Genomic DNA, 18859 nt, shown 5'->3' on the forward strand with positions numbered 1-18859 from the left:
GCAGCGCGGGCGTCGGTCGTGGCGACCCTGCTCCTCGCTGCACCCGTGGTGCTGTCGGGCAGCGCCACCGGATCGACCGCCAGCGGCGGCACGCTCGCCGTGAGCCGCACCTCGGGCATTCCCGGTGAGGCACTCACGGTCAAGGTCACCGCACTCCCCGGCCCGGCAGCCCGTTCGGTCCGCCTCGACCGCTGCGTGGGCTACAGCGGCTCGACCTGCAGCTACTGGGTCGCCGTCATGAGCGCCACGACGAGCAACCACGCCTACACGTTCTCCACGCGCGTCCACGCCATGGAGCAGAACCGCTACCGCGTCTACGCCGCCGCCACCTCGACCGACGGCGCCCGCCTCACGCCGAGCCTGCGCGTCGACGGCCTCCAGCAGGACGCCAGCATCGCGCTGCCGAAGACTGCCACCGTCGGCTCCACGGTCACGGTGACCCTCGGATCGGGCACCGGCCCGATCCGGGCCGGACGCGAGATGTCGCTGCAGCGCCGCAACGCCGACGGCACCTGGACCTGGGTGGCCGGCCCCTTCGCGCTCGACAGCACCGGAAAGGCGACGGCGTCGCTCACGCTCGACTCGGCCGGCACCCGGACCTACCGGGCCGTCGCCCGCGACTGGGCCCCCGCGGGCACCAACACCCTGGTCGGCTGGTTCCCGTCCTTCCCGGCGACGGTGGTCGTCTCGTGACCCGCCGCTTCCGCGCGGGCATCGCGACCGCAGCGGCCGCCCTCGTCGCCGCGGGCCTGAGCCCCTTCATCTCCCCGCTCGGCGGAGCGAACGCCGCGACGACCGCCAGCTCGACGTACGGCTGGGGCGGCGCCACCGAGGTCTGGGACTGGGAGCGCGGCGAGTCGACCGTCGGCTGGCGCGACTTCGTCGACGGCACCGGTCGCGTCGGGATCTACTACGGACAGCTCGGACTCGACAGCGGCCCCGCGTCGTACAACGCGACGGCGACGGGTGACGTCGTCACCTGGCTCGACGGCAACGCCCACAGCCGCGGTCGCTGGGAGTTCCGGATGAAGTCGAAGCAGTGGGCGACCGCGACGGCGTACCAGGTGCGGCTCGAGCTGGTCCCCGCCGGCACCCTGCCGTCGAGCTGCGGCACGACCGCGGTGACCCTGGCCAGCTGGAATGGCTACACGAGCAGCACAGCGACCCAGCTCGGCGTACGCAACGGCGCCTCGACCTGGACCCGCACTCCCCTGGCCCTGAGCCAGGCAAACGTGTTCCACACCTATGCGGTCGAGATCAAGGACACCGCGATGACGTGGTTCGTCGACGGCAAGGCCGTCGGCAGCCTGACGTCCGCCCAGGCTCCCGGCGCGTTCACGACCACGCCGCTCGTCCCGCGGCTCGTGCTCGACGGCACCGCCGGGAAGGCGATGACGCACACGCGCGCCACCACGGACTGGGACCGCTACTTCAGCCTGGCGAAGGCCGGCTCGACGATCCCGTCGACGACGCCCGCGCTCACCCCAGCGACCACACCGGTCACCGGGATGTGCTGACCTCGCTGCACCCGCACTCGAGCGCGATCTCCGGGAAGTCCGCGGCGAGCGTCTCGCCGCGCATGATGCCCGAACCCGGCGTGCTGCCACCGAAGCGCTCGCCGAGCGCATCCACCGCCAGCAGCACCGCTGCCGCCGTGTACGTCGTGTGCTCGACGGGCCAGTAGACGTTCGGGTTCTCGTTCTCGTAGCCCTCGAGCTCGTAGACCCAGCCGGTCCAGTAGGAGCCGTCCTCGGCGCGCAGGTGCTGCATGTCCTTGAGCAGGGTGAGGGCGCGCTCGTGGTCGCCGATGGCGTCGAGCGCCATCACCAGCTCGCAGGTCTCGGCACCGGTCACCCAGGGGTTGGTGTCGACGCAGCGGCAGCCCAGGTCGGGGACGACGAAGTCGCTCCAGCGCGTGGCCAGCAGCTCATGCGCCGCTCCACCGCGGACGGCGCCGCCGAGGACCGGGTAGTACCAGTCCATGGAGTACTTCGACTTGTCGGCGAAGCGCTCCGGGTGCTGCCGGATCGCATGGCCCAGCCGGCCGCCGGCGAGCTCCCACTCGGGCTGCGGCTCGTCGAGGAGCTCGGCGAGCGCGACGCCTGCGCGCAGCGACTGGTAGATCGACGAGCAGCCGGTCAGCAGGCAGAAGTCGTCCTGCGGCGTCCACTGGATGCCGCCCCAGTCCTGCTGGAGCGAGACCACGAAGTCGAGACCGGCGCGCACGCTCGGCCAGAGCTCCTGGACGAAGGCACGGTCACGACGGACCAGCCAGTGATGCCACACCCCCACCGCGAGGTACGCCGACATGTTGACCTCGCCGCGGTCGTCCTCGACCTCGCCGGCGACGATCTTCATCGGCCACGAGCCATCGGCACGCTGCAGGGTCGGCACCCAGCGCAGCGCCTTCTCGGCCGCCTCGACCTGCCCACCGACGAGCAGCGCCATGGCCGCCTCGACGTGGTTCCAGATGTCGGTGTGCTCCCCCGTGGTCCACGGGATGCCGCCGTCGGACTCCTGCATGCGCGCGATCGATGCGGCCGTCGCGGCCACGTCCTCGGCGGTCAGCACGCCCTCGACGTACGGGATCTGGGGGTGCATCAGGCAGCGTCCGGCTTGCGGAAGTAGAGCACCATCGACTTGCCGATGACCGGGTTGAGCACCTTCTCCGCACCGCGCGTCAGGGTGCTCCAGCCCTTCGTCTTCATGATGTCCCAGACGAGGACCTGGTGGTACGCCTTCACGAGCGGGTTGTCGTTGTTCTCGACACCGACCGCACACTTCAGCCACCAGTACGGCGCGTGGAGGCCGTGGGCGTAGTCCTTGCCCTCGAAGATCATCGCGTCGCCGTCGGTGCCGTCGTTCATCCGGCCGCCCTTGGTGACCTTGTCGACGAGCTCGTGGTCGGTGTAGATCCGGATGTGGCCGCCCTCGGCGTTGTGGTACGCCGACGACAGCTTCCAGTTGATGACCTCGGGGAGCCAGCGGGGCACCGTGATCGCCATCGTGCCGCCCGGACGCAGGACACGGATGAGTTCCTTGATCGCGTCGACGTCGCGGTGGATGTGCTCGAGGACCTCGGCACAGACCACGCGGTCGAACTCGCCGTCGGCGAAGGGAAGCGACAGCGCGTCACCCTCCTTGACGTCCGCCTCCGCCTCGGCCGGCGCCTCGCCGACCTCCTTCATCGCGTGGAACAGGTCGCGGACCTGCGAGAGCTCGTCGGCGTTCTGGTCGAAGGCAATGACGTTGCCGCCACGGCGGTAGATCTCGAACGAGTGGCGACCGGCGCCGGCCCCCATGTCGAGGACCCGGTCGCCAGCCTTGAGGCCCAGGCGGTCGAAGTCGACGGTCAGCATCAGTGGTTCTCCTGCTTCTTCTGCTCGATGACCCCGGCCAGGGCCTCAGCGGTGTGCGTGGCGGCGGCGCGCCAGCTGAACGTCTCGTCGACGCGCTTGCGGCCAGCGGCGCCGTAACGGGCGCGACGCTCGGGGTCGTCGAGCAGTGCGGCGATCGCATCGCGCAGCGCCTCGACGTCGCCGGGCGGGACGAGGTCGGCGCACAGGCCGTCGGGACCGACGACCTCCGGGATCGAGCCGGCGCGGCTCACGACGAGCGGCGTCTCGCAGGCCATCAGCTCGACCGTCGGCAGCGAGAAACCCTCGTAGCGCGAGGGGACGACGGCCAGCTCGGCCGAACCCATCAGGGCGACCAGGTCGGTCTGCGTCAGGCCGCTGCGGAACTCGACCGCGTCGCCGATGCCGAGCTGCTCGATCAGCTTGATGGTCGGGCCGTCCTCCTGAGGCTTGGACACCAGGATCAGGTGGAGGTCGCGCTCGGTGCGGAGCTTGGCGAACGCCTCCAGCAACACATCGATGCCCTTGAGTGGCGAGTCGGCGCTGGCCATCGCCAGCAGGCGACCGGGCACCCGCTCGACAACCGGCGGCTGGAACTCGTTGTCCGCGCCGAGGTGGATCACCTCGATGCGGTCGGGGTCCACGCCGAAGTCCTTCACGATGTCGGCGTACGACGACTCGCTGACCGTGATCACCTTGCGGGCAGCACGGGCGACCGTGCCCTGCATGCCGAGGAAGCCGTACCAGCGGCGCAGGCTGAGCTTGCGCCGGAGCGTCTTCGCCGCCGCGATGTCGATCCGGCGGTCGAAGGTGATCGGGTGGTGGATGGCGGTGACCATCGGCAAGCCGAGCTCCTCGACCTCGAGGAGGCCGCCGCCGAGCACCTGGTTGTCGAGGACGACGTCGAAGTCGTCCTTGCGCTCGCGGAGCAGCTTGATGACGCGCTTGGCGAAGGTGCGCGGCTCGGGGAACCCGGCCGTGCACATGATCGCGAACTCCTGCACGTCGATCAGGTCGCGGAACTCGCGGAGCTTCGGAATCCGGAACGGGTCGGGCTCGCGGTAGAGGTCGAGGCTGGGGACCTTGGTGAGCGTCACGCCCTCGTCCAGCTCGGGGTACGGCTGACCGGAGAAGACCTCGACCTCGTGACCGAGCGCAACGAGCTCGCGGCTGAGGTGGCGGACGTAGATGCCCTGCCCACCACAGTGGGGCTTGCTGCGATACGACAGCAGTGCAATGCGCATGCCGTCACCAACCTTTCAGACACTCGCGCCGCGACGGCACGAAGGACAAGCCTAAGCGCATCGAGAACGCCGGACAGGCCGTCCACCCTTCCGCGGTCAATCCGTGGCCTACGCCACATTCCTCAGCCGGCGTCGGTGGAGTGGCCCGGGAAGAGGTGCGCCGCCGGATCGATGGCGACAGTCGCGTTGTTGACCGCCGTCGCCGCCTCACCGAACCCGACCGCAATCAGCCGCACCTTTCCGGCGTACGACGTGATGTCGCCGGCCGCGAACACGCGCGGCAGGTTGGTGCGCATCGCGCTGTCCACCACGACGTGGTGATGGTCGAGCGCCAGCCCCCAGCGCTCCAGAGGACCCGGGTCCGCCACGAATCCGAGCGCAGCGACGATCCGCTGCGCCCGCAGGGTGCGCACCTCTCCCCCGACGTCGAGATCCACCTCCTCGACCCGGCCGTTGCCACGGACGGCGGCCACCTCCGCGGGGGTCACGACCTCGACCCCCGCCGCGCGGGCCTGCGCCAGGAGAGCCGCATGGGCGCGGAAGGTGTCGCGGCGATGCGCCAGCGTCACCGAGCGCGCGACCGGCGCGAGGTGCAGCGACCAGTCGAGCGCACTGTCGCCGCCGCCCACGACAAGCACGTCGGCGCCGACGTACGCGCTGGTGTCGGTGACGAAGTGGTCGACCCCGCGACCGGCCCAGGCCTCCCCCGCGGCTGGCAGCAACCTCGGCCGGAACCGGCCGATGCCGGTGGTCAGCAGGACAGCCCCTGCGGAGACCGAGGTGCCGTCGTCGAATCCGACGTCCACACCGTCCTCACGTGCGTCGAGCGTCGTCGCCACCCGCCCGAGCAGGTACGCTGGATCGGCCGTCGCCGCCTGTCGGATCAGTCCGTCGACGAGATCGGTGCCGCTGATGTCGGGGAAACCCGCGACGTCGCGGATCGGCTTGTGCGGGTACATCGCGGTGATCTGTCCGCCGAGCTCGGGCAGCGCGTCCGCGATCGCGACACTCAGGCCGCGAAAGCCGGCGTAGTACGTCGCGAAGAGGCCAGCCGGACCCGCCCCGATGACGAGGAGGTCGACGTCGTGGTGGAGCTGTCCCGCACGCGGACGATCCGTGCTCACACGATCGATGGTGGCAGGTCCCAGCCGTCGGGTCGATGCTTCTTCGGCAGCTTGCCGACGACGAGCGCATAGGAGTCGAGCACAGCCTCGCGGAGCTCGTCCTCGGGGATCGAGCCGCCCGAGCGCAGATCGTTCCACCCCGAGCGGCCGATGTACGCCATCACGCTGGCGTCCTCGGGATACCGCTGCAGCCACTCGTCGGCGATGTCGCGCGTGGCGCCGCACTTGATGCCGATGCCGTCCTCGCCGATGAAGACGAAGATCTTGCCGTGCTCAGCGGGGCCCACCTTGTAGACGAGATGGTCCTCACCCCACGGGCTGTCCGGCCAAGCCCCGGGCAGCGAGGCCGCGAACGCCGCCAGCGGACTCTCCTCGCGACTCACTTGGTCGCCTCGAGCATTTGGCGTAGTTCTTTCTTCAGCTCCGAGATCTCGTCACGCAGCCGGGCCGCGACCTCGAACTGCAGCTCGGCTGCCGCCGTCTTCATCTGGTCGGTCAGCTCCTGCACCAGCTGCGCGAGATCGCTGGTCGGCAGTCCGGCGGTGTCGGGGATGTCCTTGTGCAGCTTCGACAGGTTCGGCGTCGGCGACTTCTTCTGAGCGTCGGACTTCTGCCAGTCGGCGAGCAGCTCGTCGGTCGACTCGGCCTCGCGAGCGAGCATCTCGGAGATGTCGGCGATCTTCTTGCGCAGCGGCTGCGGATCGATGCCGTGCTCGGTGTTGTAGGCCACCTGGATCGCCCGGCGACGGTTGGTCTCCTCGATCGCCTTCTCCATCGAGGGCGTGATCTTGTCGGCGTACATGTGAACCTCGCCGGAAACGTTGCGCGCCGCACGACCGATGGTCTGGATCAGCGACTTGTCCGAGCGGAGGAAGCCCTCCTTGTCGGCGTCGAGGATCGCGACCAGCGAGACCTCCGGGAGGTCGAGGCCCTCACGCAGCAGGTTGATGCCGACGAGCACGTCGTACTCACCCAGGCGGAGGTCGCGCAGCAGCTCGATGCGCTTGAGGGTGTCGACCTCGGAGTGCAGGTAACGCGTGCGGATGCCGGCGTCGAGCAGGTAGTCGGTCAGGTCCTCCGACATCTTCTTGGTCAGCGTCGTGACCAGGACCCGCTCGTTCTTCTCCGTGCGGAGCCGGATCTCGTGGATCAGGTCGTCGATCTGGCCCTTCGTCGGCTTGACGATGACCTCGGGGTCGACGAGACCGGTCGGCCGGATGATCTGCTGCACGACGTCGCCCTCGACCTTGTCGAGCTCGTAGTTGCCCGGCGTCGCGGACAGGTAGACGGTCTGACCGATGCGGTCGAGGAACTCCTCGAAGCGCAACGGCCGGTTGTCCATGGCACTGGGCAACCGGAAGCCGTGGTCGACGAGGTTGCGCTTGCGGGACATGTCTCCCTCAAACATGCCGCCGATCTGCGGGATCGCGACGTGCGACTCGTCGACCACGAGCACGAAGTCCTCGGGGAAGTAGTCGAGCAGCGTGTTGGGCGCGGTCCCCCGCTCGCGGCCGTCCATGTGCATCGAGTAGTTCTCGATGCCCGAGCAGGAGCCGACCTGTCGCATCATCTCGACGTCGTACGACGTGCGCATCTGCAGTCGCTGTGCCTCGAGCAGCTTGCCCTGGCGCTTGAACGTCTCGAGCTGGTCGTCGAGCTCGGTCTCGATGCCCCGGATGGCGCGCTCCATCCGCTCCGGCCCCGCCACGTAGTGGGTCGCCGGGAAGATGTGCAGCTCCTCGTCCTCCGTGACCACCTCGCCCGTGACCGGATGCAGCGTCATCAGCCGCTCGATCTCGTCGCCGAAGAACTCGATCCGGACCGCGAGCTCTTCGTAGACCGGGAAGACCTCGAGCGTGTCGCCGCGCACCCGGAACGTGCCGCGGGTGAAGGCCATGTCGTTGCGCGTGTACTGGTTGTCGACGAGGCGCCGCAGGATCTGGTCGCGGTCGTGCTCCTCTCCGACCTTGAACCGCAGCATGCGGTCGACGTACTCCTGCGGGGTGCCGAGACCGTAGATGCAGGAAACGGTCGACACCACGATCACGTCGCGCCGGGTCAGCAGCGAGTTGGTCGCCGAGTGACGCAGCCGCTCGACCTCCTCGTTGATCGAGGAGTCCTTCTCAATGTAGGTGTCCGTCTGCGGCACGTAGGCCTCAGGCTGGTAGTAGTCGTAGTAGCTGACGAAGTACTCCACCGCGTTGTCCGGGAAGAGGTGCCGCAGCTCGTTGGCGAACTGCGCCGCCAGCGTCTTGTTGGGCTGCAGGACCAGCAGCGGACGCTGCACCTGCTCGGCCACCCAGGCGACCGTCGCCGTCTTGCCCGTGCCCGTCGCGCCCAGCAGCACGATGTCCTGCACGCCGTCGTCGAGGCGCTTGCTGATCTCGGCGATCGCGGCCGGCTGGTCGCCGGACGGCTCGTAGTCGGAGATCACGCGGAACGGCGCTACGCGTCGCTCCAGATCGGTCACTGGTCGCATGCGGCCAGCGTAGTTGTCACCACTGACAGCCCTCTGCCCTCGCGGTGATGCCTGCATGGCTACATTGAGCCCGTGAGCCGAGCCACTGCCCTCGAACGAGCCGCGCGCCATGCGCGCCGCGCCCTGCTCACCATCGTCGGCATCCAGGTGATCCTCGCGATCTCGCTGACCCTCGTGGACTCCTACCGACGACGCAACAAGAAGCCGAAGCCGTTCCCGATCACCGCGCCGATCGAGGTGCCGGTCGGCGACGGCACCATCACGACGTACACCTATGGGCAGGACCTGTACGACGACATGCTGGCGGCCATCGACTCCGCCGAGCGCCAGATCCTCTTCGAGACCTACATCTGGAAGGACGACGAGATCGGCCAGCGCTTCAAGCAGGCGCTGGTCCGTGCCGCGCGTCGGGGTGTCGCCGTCCACGTCATCTACGACGGCTTCGCCAACCTCGTCGTGCCGCCGTCGTTCAAGCGCTTCCCGGCGGCCATCAAGGTGCTGCGCTACCCCGTCTACAACGCCGGCCTCCGCTTCTTCGACCTGCGCCACTACGGCCGCGACCACCGCAAGATCCTCGTGGTCGACGACGCCGTCGGCTTCGTCGGTGGCTACAACATCGGGTCGGCCTACGCGACCGAGTGGCGTGACACCCACTGCCGCATCACCGGCCCCGGCGTCTGGGACCTCCAGCGCACCTTCGCCGACTTCTGGAACCTGCACCGCAAGCGCCGCTTCCGTGCCAACGAGCGGCCGCTGCTGCTCGAGACCGCCTCCGAGTGGGAGCCGCGGATGCGCTTCCACCGCAACATCCCGACGCTGTGGAGCTTCCCGATCCGGTCGATGTACCTCGAGGCGATCAACCGCGCCACGAGCCGGGTGTGGATGACGCACGCCTACTTCATCCCGGACGCGAACTTCGTCGACACCCTCCGCGAGGCGGCCCGCCGCGGCGTCGACGTACGCATCCTGCTGCCGCGCAAGTCCAACCACATCGTGGCCGACTGGATCTCGCGCGGCTACTTCGCGCAGATGCTCGACGCCGGCATCCGGATCTTCCGCTTCCGCGACGCCATGGTGCACGCCAAGACCGCCACCATCGACGGCAGCTGGTCCACCATCGGTACGGCGAACGTCGACCGCCTCAGCATGCAGGGCAACTACGAGATCAATGTCGAGATCATCGACCCCGCCCAGGCGCAGGTGATGGAGACGATCTTCGAGACCGACCTGTCGAACTGCGCCGAGCTGACCATGGACGAGTGGGAGTCCCGCGACGTCTACCGGCGCTTCACCGAGGCGATCCTCGGGCCGCTGCGCCCCCTGCTCTGACGCAGAGCGCAGCTACTGAGCTGCGGTGCTGCCCTCTCGGCACTGCGGTGCTGCCCTCTCGGTGCTGCGGTCCTGCCCCTCACCACTGCGCTGCTGCCCTCTGCACTCCGTGAAATGGGACGAGGCCCGGTCCCCTGTCGGGGGCCGGGCCTCGGTCCGTGCTGCTAGGCGTCGATCACTTGTTGATCGGCGGCAGGGCGTGGTTCGCACCGCGCCAGCGGGCAGGGTTCGAGCCACAGTGGCCGTTGCGGTTCATCGGGTTCGGGTCGAACCGCGACGGGTCGGACTTCGGGCCGCCGTAGTCACAGAGCGACTCGCCGTCGAGGAACGCCCGCAGGTACCACGAACCACCGTGGATGCTGCTCATGGCCTTGCCGAGAGAGCCCGGCGTCACCTGGGCCAGGGCCCGGAGGCTGGCGTCACGGTCGGCCAGGATGTCCGTGGTGGCGTTCAGGTTCTTCAGGAGCGCCGGCAGGATCGGGCCGAGCTCCTCGACGAGGCTGCCCACGGTCTTGAGGTCCGCCGGAGCGTTCTTCAGGATCCGCTGGAACGTCGGGTCGAACTTCACCAGCCAGGCCGTCAGGGACTTTGCGGACTTCGAGAAGTTCTGCAGGTCCGCCGTGTGGCGCGCCAGGATCTGGTTGACCGTCAGACCGTTGGTCAGCAGCTCGTTGGTCTTGCCCCAGGAGCTGTCGAGGGTCGTGACCAGCTGGTTGCTGGAGGTCAGCAGTCGATCGAGGTCGTCGCCGCTGTCCTTGACCGCAGCGTTGAGCTCGGTCATCAGGATCTTGACGTCCTTGTCGTTGATCTCGTCGAGCAGGTTGTCCAGGTTGTCAGCCGCCGACGCGACCGTGATCGGCAGCGACACCGCCTGAGCACTGATCTGGTCGCCACCCTCGAGGTACGGGCCGGAAGCGGACTTCGGCGACAGGTCGAGGAACTGCTCACCGATCGGCGACAGGCTGATCACCTTGGCGTCGACGGTCTTCGGCACCTTGGCACCGTTGCGGAACGTGACCGTCGCATCCGGGCCGGTCTTGCCGACCTTGATGTCCGTCACGGTGCCGACGTTGACGCCGCGGTACGTGACAGCCGAGCCCTTGAAGAGGCCGCCGGTCTGCGCCATGTGGACCGTGATCCGGTCCGGAGCGCCGGTGAGCGGGAGCTTCAGGACCGAGGTGACCATGTAGGCCATCAGCAGCAGGAAGACCGCCACCAGGGCGACGAAGCTGAGCGTGAGCTTGTCGAACTTCTTCAGCATCGTCAGCCTCCCAGGCCCGAAAGAATGCCGGTCACGGAACCGAGCGGATTCGTGCTGCCCGTCGAGCCGCCGGTCAGCCCACCGGTGAGGCCACCGAGCAGGCCACCCGTGCCACCCGTGCCACCGGACGAGCCACCGAGGGCACCGCCGGTGAGACCACCGAGCAGCGTGTTGGCGCTGAGGTGGACCGTCGCGTACAGGTTCGCGTAGCTGGGCCGCGCGACCTGCTTGACGAGCGGAGCCGCCGCGCGGAGGTTCGCGAGCGCGCCCAGGATCGAGTTGCTGTTGGCGTTGATCGTCTGGAGCACGGGACCGAGCTCCTTGACGGTCAGCTCGACGTTGCCGCGGTTGGCGTCGACGATCCGCTTCGCGGTCGCACCGAGCTTGTTGGCCTCCTTGAGGAGGGCGACGAGCTGCGGCGTGTTGTCGGTCAGCGTCTTCGCCGCAGGCCGGATCTCGACGAGCGCCTTGTTGATCGTGTCCTGGCGGGCGTTCAGCGTCTTCGACGTCGACGCGAGCGCGGTCAGGATCCGGTCGATCTGACGCTGGCTGCCCGTCACCGTCCGCATGAACGTGTCGAGCTTCGAGATCAGCGCGTGCGTGGTGGGCACGCGACCGTCAACGGCCTTGTTGAGCTCCGTCACGATCGTCTCGATGGAGCCGAGGCCACCACCGTTGATCAGCAGGGACGCCGAGGCGAGCGCGTCCTCGACCGACGGAGCGGTCTCGGACTGCGTACGCGCAAGCATCTCGCCACCCTGGAGCGGGGTACCGCTCGACGACGGCTCGATCTGGACATACATCTCACCGAGGGCGGTGGTGTAGCGAAGCCGCACCTTCGCCTGGTCGGTGAGGTGGGTCTCCTTCTTGATCTTGAGCGTGACGATGGCCTCGTAGTTCTTGGCCTTCACGGAGTCGACCTTGCCGACGGAGACGCCACCGATGCGGACGGGCGAGCCGTCCGGAAGGTTGAGCGCGTCCGGCACGGCGAGCGACACCAGGTAACCGTCGCCACGGCTGTTGTTGGCACGTGCCAGGTCACCGGCCGTGAAACCACAGCCCGAGACGAGGAGGCCGACGCCGGCGAGTGCGGCAGTTGCGAGACGGGCGTTCACAGGAGGCCACCTCCCAGGAGGTTGAGCAGATCGTTGAGGGACGTAGCCGCATCAAGGCTCAGCGCGTTGCAGAGAGCCGGAGGCAGTGCCGCACAGATCGCGTTGGTCAGGTCCGGAACCGGGGAGAGATCCTGCAGCGGGATACGCACGTTGACGTAGCCGTTGACCGTCACCGCGCGCCCGAGGTTGTCGAACGCGACCGGCAGGGTCTCGACGCCCTCGGCCAGCTGCGAGCTGTGCTGCAGGAGGTTGCCGGTGACCGTCGTCAGACCCGTCAGCGACGTCTTCAGCGCCTTGCGGTTCTCCTTGATGAAGCCCGCGAGCCCGTTGAGCGCCGAGGCGAGGGACTTCAGCGCGGTGCCGAACTCCTCCTTCTCGTCGTTGAACAGCGAGGCAGCGGTCGTCACGCTCGCCGCGAACTCGTCGATCGTGCGGCCGTTGGCAGCAAGAACCTGAGTCAGCGAAGCAAGGTTGTCGATCGACGAGGAGATGTCGCCCCGGTGGTCTGCAAGCGCCGTGGCGGCCTGCGCGACGTCCGTGAGCGTCTGGTTGGCCAGCTCACCCGTGCCCGAGAGCGACTTGGCGCCGACGGCGATCAGGTTGCTCAGCGCACCTGCCTTGCCGTCCTTGCCGCCGAGGCCCTTGGTGAAGCGGTCGAGCGCGGCGATGATCTCGTCCCACTCGACAGGGGTGCGGGTCTTCGCGAGCGGGATCGTCGCGTTCTCGGCCATCTCGGAGTCGCCCGAGTGGAAGACCGGGGTCAGCTCGACGTAGCGGTCGGTCGCGACGGAGCGCGCCACGATCAGCGCGCCGGCGTCGGCCGGAACCTTCAGGTCGTTGTCCGTGATGGACATCGTGACCTTGACCTGGGCCCCGTCGGCCTCGATGTCGGTCACCTCACCGACCGGCACGCCGAGGACACCCACCTGGTTGCCCACGAAGAGGCCGGCGGTGTTCTCGAAGTACGCCGTGACCGTGCGCGAGCCGCCCCCGAAGGGGAAGCACGCGGTGGACGTGGCGCCGGTGAGTGCCAGGGCAGCGATGGCCCCGACGATGCGGTGGCTCTTCGTCAGCACAGGATGCCCCTTCCGCACGAAGCAGCGTCGGGCAGCAGGCCGCCCTTGGAGTAGAGGTTGACCCAGGGGCCGCCGCCCGTGGCGTTGCTGACGTAGCGACCCGCGATGGCGAGGTTGTCCACCGCGCGACCGATCGCCTTGTCATTGGACTTGAGCGTGCCGATCACCAGGTTGAGGTTGTGCAGGATCGGACCGAGGTCGGCGCGGTTGTCCTGGATGATGCCGTTGAGCTGCGTGCCCAGCGTGCTCAGGTCGGCGAGCAGCTTGTGGATCGCGGCCCGGCGGGTGTTGAGCGTGTCGAGGATCAGGTCCGACGCCTTCATCAGGGCGATGATGTCGTCGCTGCTCTCGGTGAGCTGCTGGGAGACCTGCGAGGTCGCCTTGAGCAGGTCACCCAGGTCGTCACTGCGCTTGGCGATGAGGGACGACAGGGCGCTGACCTGCTGGAGGGCGGGCTTCACGTCGTCGCCGGCCACGCTCAGGACCTGCGCCATGGAGTTGAGCGACTTCTCGATCTTGTTCACGTCGAAGGCGTTGACCGTCGGCGTGCCCTTCTCGATGACGTCCTGCAGGTTGAACGGGACGCGGGTCTGCGAGACCGGGATCGGCGTGTCGCCGATGTCGCCGGCTCCCCCGGGAACGACCGAGAGGAAGTGCGTGCCGAGCAGCGTCGAGATCTTGATCTCGAGACGCGTCTGGTCGCCCAGCTTGATGTCCTTGTCGACGGTGAACGTGATCTTCACCTTGTCACCGTCGAGCTTGACGCTGGTGACCTTGCCGACGTCGACACCGGCGACCTGCACCGGCTCGGAGTTGCGGAGGCCACCCGTGTTGGCCAGCTCCGCGGAGTACCCGCGGGCTCCGATGTTGAGGCGGCTCGCACCGATGACGAGCGCCACCAGCATCGCGAGCGCGCCTACGGCGACGAGACCGGTCCGGTACTTGTCGTACTGGTAGATCGGCTTCACTTGCACACCTCCGAGTACGGGCCACCCGTGCCACCGATCCAGAAGGTCGGCGCGAGCGGCTTGCCGTTCGGTCCGACCACGTCGAGGCCGAAGTTGCAGAAGTAGATGTTCAGCGCCGAGTAGTACGACGTGATCTGGGCGAGGTTTCCGGTGATGCTGCCCAGCGCTGTGACGCCCTTGACGACGTCGTTGCGGTTGGTGGCGAGGATCCCGGAGGTCTGCTTGAGCGCCGTGACGTCCGTGCGGACGTCCGGGCGAATCGTCTTGAGCAGATCGGCCGTCGTGCCCGTCAGGCCACCGAGCGTGTCGATCGAGTTGGCGAACGTGCCGCGCTCCTTGGCCAGACCGCCCATCAGCAGCGTGAGCTGCTTGACGGTCGCGTCGAGGTCGTCGGAGTGGGCTGCGAGGTTCTTCAGGACCGGCGTGAGGTTGTCCAGGACCTGGGTGAAGGCCTGGTCACGCTGGGAGAGGAACTTCGCGGTGGACGCCGTGGACTGCAGGAGCGACTCGACGGCCGGGCCCTGGCCCTGCAGGACGTCGATGATGTTCTGCGCGAACTTGTTGACGTCGGCAGGCTGCAGGGTGTCGAACAGCGGCTTGAAGCCGTTGAGCAGCGCCGTCAGGTCGAAGCCCGGGTCGGTCATGCCGACACCGATGACCTTGCTCGACGACAGCTCCTGGCCGCGGTCCGCTCCCGCGGTCAGCGACAGGTAACGCTGGCCGAGGAGGTTCTGGTAGCGGAGCTTCAGCAGGGTCGAGGAGTAGATCTTCTGGTCGTCGACGAGCTTGAAGGTGACCTGGGACTGGTTGTCCGGGGTGACCTCGATGTGCTCGACGCGGCCCACCTTGACGCCGGCGATACGGACGTCGTCACCGGCACGGAGGCCGGAGGTCGAGGTGAAGTTGGCCTTCCAGACGTTGGCGTTGCCTTCGACGACGTTGCTCATCGTGTTGTAGAGCATCACGAAGAACACGAGGCAGATCGTGGCGAAGACCAGGACCTTGATCATCGTTGAGCGGAATCCGGTCATGTCAGCACCCCCGTCCGCGCACGCCGTTGTAGGACGGGCACTGACCGCGTCCGTAGTCGGCCGGCGTCGGAGCGACAGCCGTCGCGTCGACGCGGACCATCGCGTTGTCCTTGACCAATGAACCGAGCTTCCTTGCGAGAGAGCCGATGGCGACGACGCCGCGGACAAGGTCCGAACGCTCGTCATAGAGGGCGTCGACGACGATCGCGGTGTGCGCGAGCGTGTTGGAGAGGGCCTTCTCGTTGGCGGACAGCAGCGCATCCGTCTTGGCCATCACCGGAGTCGCAGTCGAGACCAGGTTGTGGAAGTTGTCCTGGTTCTGCGCGAGGGTGCGAGCCGTCACGAGCAGGTTGTCCGTGGCCTCGAAGAGGTCCGGAGCGGCCTTCTGCAGCGCCTCGAGGTTGCCCGCGAGCAGGTCGAGGTTCTGCGTGACGAGCGGCAGCTTCGGGTTGAGCTTGCCGAGGTAGTCGTCGAGGCTCGTCAGCGTCTGGCCGAGGGCGTTGCCCTTGCCGTCGAGCGCACCAGCCAGGCTGCCGAGCATCTCGGACAGCTCGGCCGGGCCGAGGGCGCGGACGACGCGGTCGAGGCCGTCGAGGATCGTCTGGAGCTCGAGCGTCTGCTTCGAGGTGTCCTGGACGATGCGCGCACCGTCCTTGAGAGCACCCGTCGGCGCAGCCGGGCGGACCAGGTCGACGAACGACGTGCCGAAGATCGACTGCGGCATGACGCGCGCGGTGACGTTCGACGGAATGTCGCTGGCGTAGCGGTCGTCGATGTGGAGGCCGAGCTCGATGCCGCCTTCGGCGGCGCCGCCGGCGCCCTCGGAGAGGCTGTAGAGCTTGCCGACATTGACGCCCTGGTACTTGACGTCGGCGCCGCTGATCAGCGAACCACCGGCGTTGCGGAAGACCGCGGTGGTCGAGATGCGGTTGGCCAGAGCGCCCTTCGACACCGCCACCAGGCCTGCGAGGAGCAGACCGACGCAGATGGTGAAGATCACGCCACGGATCATCAGGACCTTGGAGGTCGGCGGGCGACCATTGCCCGCCAGGACATCACGGATGTTCATGTTCTGCCTTCCTCAGCCCTGGATCCGGAATCCGGGGTCGTTGCCCCAGAACGCGAGGGTCATCAGCATGTCGGCGATGACGACCACGACGATGGACGCGCGGATGGCGCGGCCGGTGGCCTCACCGACGCCCTGCGGGCCGCCGCTCGCGTTGTAGCCGAACCAGGTGTGGAGAATCGTGACGAGCAGCGAGAAGACCAGGATCTTCACGACGGACAGGATGACGTCCTTCGGCTGCAGGAACGAGTAGAAGTAGTGGTCGTACTGACCGCCGGACTGGCCGAAGAGGAAGACGATCGCGAACTTCGACGCCAGCCACGAGCCGAGCAGACCGACGAAGTAGAGCGGGACGATGGCCGTCATCGCGGCGAGCACGCGGGTGGTGATGAGGTACTCGATCGGGTTGACCGCCATGGTCTCGAGGGCGTCGATCTCCTCGTGCAGCTTCATCGAGCCGATCTGCGCGGTGAAGCGACAGCCGACCTGACCAGCGAGCGCGAGCGACGCGACGAGCGGCGCCAGCTCACGGGTGTTGACGGAAGCGGACACGAAGCCGGTGATCGGTGCGAGACCGATCAGCTCGAGGCCGTTGAAGCCCTCGATGCCGAGCGAGGTGCCGGACGAGAGACCCAGCAGGATCATGATGCCGATGGTGCCGCCGCCGACGAGGATGGCGCCGGAGCCCCAGGCGATGTCCATGACCTGGCGGAGGTACTCCTTGCGGTACTTCAGGATCACCGCGGGGAACGACACGATCACGCGCATCATGAAGGTCGCGAGGTCGCCGCCCCGGACGAGGGTGCCCTTGACGGACGAGATCTGGTTTGCGAGCACGGCCATCTCCTATGCCACCGACTGCGGGACGAGCATCACGTAGGCCTGCGTGATGCCGACGTTGATGACGGCCAGGGCGACGATGCTGATGACGACCGACTGGTTGACCGCGTCTGCGACACCCTTGGCGCCACCAGAAGCGGCGAGGCCCTTGTAACAGGAGACGATGACGGCGACGAAGCCGAAGAGGAGCGCCTTGAACTCGGCCAGGATCAGGTCGGTCGGCTGAGCGAAGGCGATGAAGCCGCCGAGGTAGGTGCCGGAGCTGACGTTGCCGCTCTGGACGTTGAGCAGGAAGCCCGTGCAGATGGCGGCAACCGCGACGACCACGTTGAGCAGCAGCGCGACGAGGATCGCCGCCGCGAGACGCGGAGCGATGATGCGGTTGACCGGGTTGATACCCATGACCTTGAGCGCGTCGACCTCCTCACGGATGGTGCGCGCGCCGACGTCGGCACAGATGGCGGAGCCGACGGCACCCGCGATGATCAGCGAGGTCACGAGCGGCGCGCCCTGACGCAGGACGCCGATGCCGTTGACCGCACCGGCGAAGGAGCCGGCACCGATCTGGTTGGCGACCGCGCCGACCTGCACCGAGACGATGACGCCGAACGGGATGGCGACCATGATCGCGGGCGCAAGGCCGACGCGGATCATGAACCAGCACTGGAAGAAGAACTCACTCCAGGAGAAGTTGCGCTTCACGATGTCGCCGAAGATGGCGATGATCGACTCGACAGAGAGCAGCGCCATGCCGCCGACCGTCGTCACGCCCTTCTTGGCGCGGCCCGTCATGTCACTGACGAGTGCGGTGACCGCGCTCATGAGAGCCGCCCCTCGTCTACGGGGACACATGCCCTGATCTGTGTCACTTGCGCACTCCTCGACTCACACGATCCGACGTCAGCGCAGCGTAACGGCAATCACATCAGTGGTCACAGGAGTGACCAAAGATGGTGTTTACCGGTACCTGCTGGACTGCCTAACGGCCGAATGTGGCAGGGGTCACGGCCTGTCCACATCTCGGCCAGGCAAATGTCTCCTTGGTGCCATTCGCGGTCCGCGGCGCGGCTTTCCCAAGCCAGCAAGGGCAACAAGCACCTGTACGCGCAGGCGATGCGGACGCCACGGCTCGAGCAGTACGGCGAGCTCCGCATCGTCGACCGGGGCACCCGTCAGCGCCCACCCGATGTCCTTCGCGACGTGATAGTCGCCGAAGCTGACGGCGTCCGCGTCACCCAGCGCACGTGCCCGTACCTCGGCACTCGTCCAGACGCCCACCCCGGGCAGCGACTGCAGCTTGCGGTCAGCGGTCTCCAGGTCGTCGGCGGTGATGCGCTCGAGCGCAGCCGCTCGTGAGGCCGCGGTGACCAGCGCGCGCGACCGCGCCGCGTCGACGTGGAAATCCAGCCACTCCCAGCTGGGCACAGCAGCAACCACTGCCGGGCTCGGCTGGAGGAAGAGGTCGGGCCCCTCCCCTGCCGGCGCTGGCTCACCGTACCGACGGACCAGGCGCCGGAAGCCGGCGAACGCCTCCTGGCCGGTGACCTTCTGTTCCAGGATCGCCGGGAGCAACGCCTCGAAGACCAGGCCCGTCCGTCCGATGCGCAGGTGCTGGTGGCGGCGATGCGCCTCGACGAGGACCGGAACCCGCGGGTCGAAGCCGGTCGGATCATCGAGCGCGCCGAGCAGCGCGGGCAGCGCGTCGAGCGCCCAGACGGCGCCCGGCCCCCAGGCACGTCCGCCCACCTCGCCCAGCCCGGGACGCGGCATGACCTGTAGACGGACCGGGCCCTCCGGCGTACGGAAGGCGCGCCAGTGGCTGCCGCCCTCGATCACGTACGTCGGGTCCCCCGCGCCGCGACGGGCCGCCACGAGGATCTGGCCCGCGGGGCACGGCCACGCCGGGCGCCAGGTGCGCTCGGTCGCCGTCATGAAGGCGAACTTACCGAACACGTATGTAACTGGCTGTG

At 68.0% G+C, this 18859-nt stretch carries 18 protein-coding genes; 3 read left to right on the forward strand and 15 right to left on the reverse strand.

The window, feature by feature from the left end; translation table 11 throughout:
- Positions 1-18: 18 nt before the first annotated feature.
- A complete protein-coding gene (locus EPD65_RS01915) occupies positions 19-693 on the forward strand; it encodes a hypothetical protein (RefSeq protein ID WP_131581422.1) in 675 nt (224 codons plus the stop codon).
- On the forward strand, positions 690-1517 hold the full coding sequence (locus EPD65_RS01920) for a family 16 glycosylhydrolase (protein WP_131581424.1): 828 nt from the start codon (positions 690-692) through the stop codon (positions 1515-1517). The genes EPD65_RS01915 and EPD65_RS01920 overlap by 4 nt, the downstream gene beginning before the upstream one ends.
- Here EPD65_RS01920 and EPD65_RS01925 read toward each other — a convergent pair.
- The 6 genes from EPD65_RS01925 to uvrB all read right to left on the reverse strand — a co-directional run bounded on the left by EPD65_RS01925 (position 1501) and on the right by uvrB (position 8203).
- Positions 1501-2601 carry a prenyltransferase/squalene oxidase repeat-containing protein gene (locus EPD65_RS01925; RefSeq protein WP_131581426.1) on the reverse strand — a complete coding sequence of 367 codons (1101 nt, stop codon included), beginning with the start codon at positions 2599-2601 and terminating at the stop codon, positions 1501-1503. The genes EPD65_RS01920 and EPD65_RS01925 overlap by 17 nt on opposite strands.
- Positions 2601-3359, reverse strand: a complete 759-nt coding sequence (locus EPD65_RS01930) for a class I SAM-dependent methyltransferase (RefSeq protein ID WP_131581428.1) — start codon at positions 3357-3359, stop codon at positions 2601-2603. The genes EPD65_RS01925 and EPD65_RS01930 overlap by 1 nt, the downstream gene beginning before the upstream one ends.
- Positions 3359-4600, reverse strand: a complete 1242-nt coding sequence (locus tag EPD65_RS01935) for a glycosyltransferase family 4 protein (RefSeq protein ID WP_131581430.1) — start codon at positions 4598-4600, stop codon at positions 3359-3361. Before EPD65_RS01935 ends, EPD65_RS01930 begins: the two co-directional genes overlap by 1 nt.
- Before the next feature lie 122 nt (positions 4601-4722).
- Positions 4723-5724: an NAD(P)/FAD-dependent oxidoreductase gene (locus tag EPD65_RS01940; RefSeq protein ID WP_131581432.1), complete on the reverse strand. Its 1002-nt coding sequence runs from the start codon at positions 5722-5724 to the stop codon at positions 4723-4725.
- Positions 5721-6107, reverse strand: a complete 387-nt coding sequence (locus EPD65_RS01945) for an MmcQ/YjbR family DNA-binding protein (RefSeq protein ID WP_131581434.1) — start codon at positions 6105-6107, stop codon at positions 5721-5723. Before EPD65_RS01945 ends, EPD65_RS01940 begins: the two co-directional genes overlap by 4 nt.
- Positions 6104-8203, reverse strand: a complete 2100-nt coding sequence (gene uvrB, locus EPD65_RS01950) for an excinuclease ABC subunit UvrB (protein WP_131581436.1) — start codon at positions 8201-8203, stop codon at positions 6104-6106. Before uvrB ends, EPD65_RS01945 begins: the two co-directional genes overlap by 4 nt.
- Before the next feature lie 72 nt (positions 8204-8275).
- Here uvrB and EPD65_RS01955 point away from each other — a divergent pair, with 72 nt between their 5' ends.
- Positions 8276-9532 carry a phospholipase D-like domain-containing protein gene (locus tag EPD65_RS01955; RefSeq protein ID WP_131581438.1) on the forward strand — a complete coding sequence of 419 codons (1257 nt, stop codon included), beginning with the start codon at positions 8276-8278 and terminating at the stop codon, positions 9530-9532.
- A gap of 175 nt (positions 9533-9707) precedes the next feature.
- Here EPD65_RS01955 and EPD65_RS01960 read toward each other — a convergent pair whose 3' ends face one another.
- The 9 genes from EPD65_RS01960 to EPD65_RS02000 all read right to left on the reverse strand — a co-directional run bounded on the left by EPD65_RS01960 (position 9708) and on the right by EPD65_RS02000 (position 18821).
- The gene (locus tag EPD65_RS01960) at positions 9708-10793 is read right to left on the reverse strand and encodes an MlaD family protein (protein WP_131581440.1); all 1086 of its coding nucleotides are present in this window, start codon (positions 10791-10793) and stop codon (positions 9708-9710) included.
- Positions 10794-10795: 2 nt separating this feature from the next.
- Positions 10796-11908, reverse strand: a complete 1113-nt coding sequence (locus EPD65_RS01965) for an MCE family protein (protein WP_131581442.1) — start codon at positions 11906-11908, stop codon at positions 10796-10798.
- On the reverse strand, positions 11905-12984 hold the full coding sequence (locus EPD65_RS01970; RefSeq protein ID WP_165872849.1) for an MCE family protein: 1080 nt from the start codon (positions 12982-12984) through the stop codon (positions 11905-11907). The genes EPD65_RS01965 and EPD65_RS01970 overlap by 4 nt, the downstream gene beginning before the upstream one ends.
- On the reverse strand, positions 12978-13952 hold the full coding sequence (locus EPD65_RS01975) for an MCE family protein (protein ID WP_131581446.1): 975 nt from the start codon (positions 13950-13952) through the stop codon (positions 12978-12980). Before EPD65_RS01975 ends, EPD65_RS01970 begins: the two co-directional genes overlap by 7 nt.
- Complete coding sequence (locus tag EPD65_RS01980; RefSeq protein ID WP_165872850.1) at positions 13949-14983, reverse strand: MCE family protein; 1035 nt, start codon at positions 14981-14983, stop codon at positions 13949-13951. The genes EPD65_RS01975 and EPD65_RS01980 overlap by 4 nt, the downstream gene beginning before the upstream one ends.
- Before the next feature lies 1 nt (position 14984).
- Positions 14985-16052 carry an MCE family protein gene (locus EPD65_RS01985; RefSeq protein WP_131581450.1) on the reverse strand — a complete coding sequence of 356 codons (1068 nt, stop codon included), beginning with the start codon at positions 16050-16052 and terminating at the stop codon, positions 14985-14987.
- Positions 16053-16064: 12 nt separating this feature from the next.
- Positions 16065-16886, reverse strand: coding sequence for an MlaE family ABC transporter permease (locus EPD65_RS01990; RefSeq protein ID WP_243640389.1), 822 nt, complete (start codon positions 16884-16886; stop codon positions 16065-16067).
- A gap of 9 nt (positions 16887-16895) precedes the next feature.
- The gene (locus tag EPD65_RS01995) at positions 16896-17711 is read right to left on the reverse strand and encodes an MlaE family ABC transporter permease (protein WP_131581454.1); all 816 of its coding nucleotides are present in this window, start codon (positions 17709-17711) and stop codon (positions 16896-16898) included.
- 180 nt (positions 17712-17891) lie between these two features.
- Positions 17892-18821, reverse strand: coding sequence for a DNA-3-methyladenine glycosylase family protein (locus EPD65_RS02000; protein WP_131581456.1), 930 nt, complete (start codon positions 18819-18821; stop codon positions 17892-17894).
- Between the last annotated feature and the right edge of the window lie 38 nt (positions 18822-18859).

Origin of the sequence: Nocardioides jejuensis (genome assembly GCF_004337475.1) — a bacterium.
GTDB classification, from domain to species: Bacteria; Actinomycetota; Actinomycetes; order Propionibacteriales; family Nocardioidaceae; genus Nocardioides; species Nocardioides jejuensis.